This is a genomic window from Leisingera aquaemixtae (assembly GCF_019801145.1).
In the GTDB taxonomy this organism is placed as follows: domain Bacteria; phylum Pseudomonadota; class Alphaproteobacteria; order Rhodobacterales; family Rhodobacteraceae; genus Leisingera; species Leisingera aquaemixtae_A.
In genome coordinates, this window is the sequence record NZ_JAHVJQ010000031.1 from 1 (window position 1) to 2,951 (window position 2,951).

Annotated in this window: 2 protein-coding genes; both read right to left on the reverse strand. The window is 65.3% G+C overall.

What is annotated here, in order from left to right:
• The coding region (locus KUW17_RS23105; protein WP_222482641.1) for an NAD(P)(+) transhydrogenase (Re/Si-specific) subunit beta at positions 1 to 1,397 on the reverse strand (1,397 nt) is incomplete at its 3' end.
• 15 nt (positions 1,398 to 1,412) lie between these two features.
• The coding region (locus tag KUW17_RS23110; RefSeq protein WP_261397387.1) for a Re/Si-specific NAD(P)(+) transhydrogenase subunit alpha at positions 1,413 to 2,951 on the reverse strand (1,539 nt) is incomplete at its 5' end.

Sequence of the window (2,951 nt, forward strand, 5' to 3'; positions counted from 1 at the left end):
GCGTCGCCGTAGAACATGCGGGTGTTTTCCTTGAAGAACAGGGGGTTCTCGATGCCGGAATAGCCCGTGCCCTGGCCGCGCTTGGAGACAAACACCTGTTTCGCCTTCCAGCACTCCAGCACCGGCATGCCGGCGATCGGCGAGTTGGGGTCCTCCTGGGCGGCCGGGTTGACGATGTCGTTGGAGCCGATGACGATCGCCACGTCGGTCGAGGGGAAGTCCTCGTTGATCTCGTCCATTTCCAGGACGATGTCGTAAGGCACCTTGGCCTCGGCCAAGAGCACGTTCATGTGGCCCGGCAGGCGGCCTGCGACCGGGTGGATGGCAAAACGCACCTCCTTGCCCTTGGCGCGCAGGCGGCGGGTCAGTTCGGCGACGTTCTGCTGCGCCTGGGCCACCGCCATGCCGTAGCCGGGGATGATCACCACAGAGTCGGCCTCCTCCAGCGCCGCGGCCACGCCGTCGGCGTCGATGGCGATCTGCTCGCCCTCCACTTCCATCGCGGGACCGGTGGTGCCGCCGAAGCCGCCCAGGATCACGCTGACGAAGGAGCGGTTCATCGCCTTGCACATGATGTAGCTGAGGATCGCACCCGAGGAGCCCACCAGCGCGCCGACCACGATCAGCAGGTCATTGCCAAGCGAGAAGCCGATCGCCGCCGCGGCCCAGCCCGAGTAGCTGTTCAGCATCGACACCACCACCGGCATGTCGGCGCCGCCGATGCCCATGATCAGGTGGTAGCCGATGAACAGCGCCGCCAGGGTCATCAGCAAGAGCGGCAGGAAGCCGCCGGAGCTGAAGTACCAGATCAGGCAGAGGAAGGAGAGGCCTGCGGCGCTGGCGTTCAGCATATGGCCGCCCGGCAGCTTGGTGGCGGCCGAGGTGACCTTGCCCGCCAGCTTGCCGAAGGCAATCACCGAGCCGGTGAAGGTGATCGCACCGATGAAGATGCCGAGGAACAGCTCGACCCGCAGGAAGGAGATCTCCGCCGGGGTCTTCTTGGCAATCAGCTTGGCAAAGGTGCCGAGCTCTTCGGTGCTGCCCGCGGCCACGGCCGCCGCCACATTGCCGATCTCGAAATGGGCGATGAAGCCGACGAACACCGCGGCCAGGCCGACCAGCGAGTGCATCGCGGCCACCAGCTGCGGCATCTCGGTCATCTGCACCCGCTTGGCGACATAGGTGCCGATGAGGCCGCCGCCCGCGATCAGCAGGACCGACAGCAGCCACAACCCGGAGCCGGGGCCGATGAGGGTGGCAAAGACCGCCAGCCCCATGCCCGCGATGCCGTACCAGACCGCGCGCTTGGCGCTTTCCTGGTTCGAAAGCCCGCCGAGGCTCAGGATGAAGAGAACAGCCGCAACGACATAGGCGGCGGTGGTGAAACCGTAATCCATTGGTCCGGCCCTTCTTTAAGATTTCTGGAACATGGCGAGCATGCGCCGGGTGACGAGGAAGCCGCCGAAGATGTTGATCCCGGCCATGAAGACGCTGAGCGCCGCCAGCAGGATCACCAGGAAGCTGCCGGAGCCGATCTGCATCAGCGCGCCCAGGATGATGATCGAGGAGATCGCGTTGGTGACCGCCATCAGCGGCGTGTGCAGCGAGTGGGCAACGCCCCAGATCACCTGAAAGCCGACGAAGCAGGCCAGCGCAAAGACGATGAAATGCTGCATGAAGCTCACTGGCGCAAAGAGGCCCACCAGCAGCAAGAGCGCGCCGCCGCCTGCCAGCATCGTGACCTGGCTCTTGGTCTGCGCCTTGAAGGCTTCGATTTCCTTGGCGCGTTTTTCTTCCGGGGTCAGCTCCTTCACTTCCGGCTTCTTCTGCACCGCAATCGCCTGCACCTTGGGCGGCGGCGGCGGGAAGGTGATCTCGCCCTCAAACGTGACGGTCGCGCCGCGGATCACGTCATCCTCCATGTCGTGGTTGACCAAACCGTCTTTTTCCGGCGTCAGGTCAGCCATCATGTGGCGGATGTTGGTGGCGTAAAGGCTCGAGGACTGCGCCGCCATCCGGGACGGGAAATCGGTGTAGCCGATGATGGTGACGCCATTGTCGGTCACCACCTTCTCGTCCTTCACCGTGCCTTCGACGTTGCCGCCGCGCTCGGCGGCCAGGTCGACGATCACCGAGCCCGGCTTCATCGCCGCGACCATGTCCTCCAGCCACAGCTTGGGCGCGTCGCGGTTGGGGATCAGCGCGGTGGTGATGACGATGTCCATCTCCGGCGCCAACTCGCGGAACTTGGCGAGCTGCGCCTCGCGGAACTCGGGCGAGGAGACCGCCGCATAGCCGCCGGTGGCAGCGCCGTCCTGCTGCTCCTCCTCGAAGTCGAGATAGACGAACTCGGCACCCATCGATTCCACCTGCTCGGCCACTTCGGGGCGCACGTCGAAGGCATAGGTGACAGCGCCAAGCGAGGTCGAGGTGCCGATGGCTGCCAGACCGGCAACGCCGGCGCCGACCACCAGGACCTTTGCCGGGGGCACCTTGCCCGCGGCGGTGATCTGGCCGGTGAAGAAGCGGCCGAAGTTGTTGCCCGCCTCGATGACGGCGCGGTAGCCCGCGATATTGGCCATCGAGCTGAGCGCGTCCATCTTCTGCGCGCGGGAGATCCGCGGCACCATTTCCATGGCGATGACATTGGCCTTCTTCGACTTGGCCAATTCCATGCCTTCTTCATTGCCGGCCGGGTTGAAGAAGGAAATCAGCGTCTTGCCCTTGGTCAGCCGCTTCAGCTCGGTGGCGTCCGGCTGGCGCACCTTGGCGACGATGTCGCAGGCCTTCCACAGCGCCGCCGGGGTCTTGATGATCTCCACCCCCGCGGCCTCATAAGCCGCATCGGAAAACCCCGCCGCAGCCCCCGCCCCGGTCTCGATCGCGCAAGTGTACCCCAGCTTCTGCAGCTGCGCCGCAGACTCCGGCGTCATCGCTACACGGTTTTCACC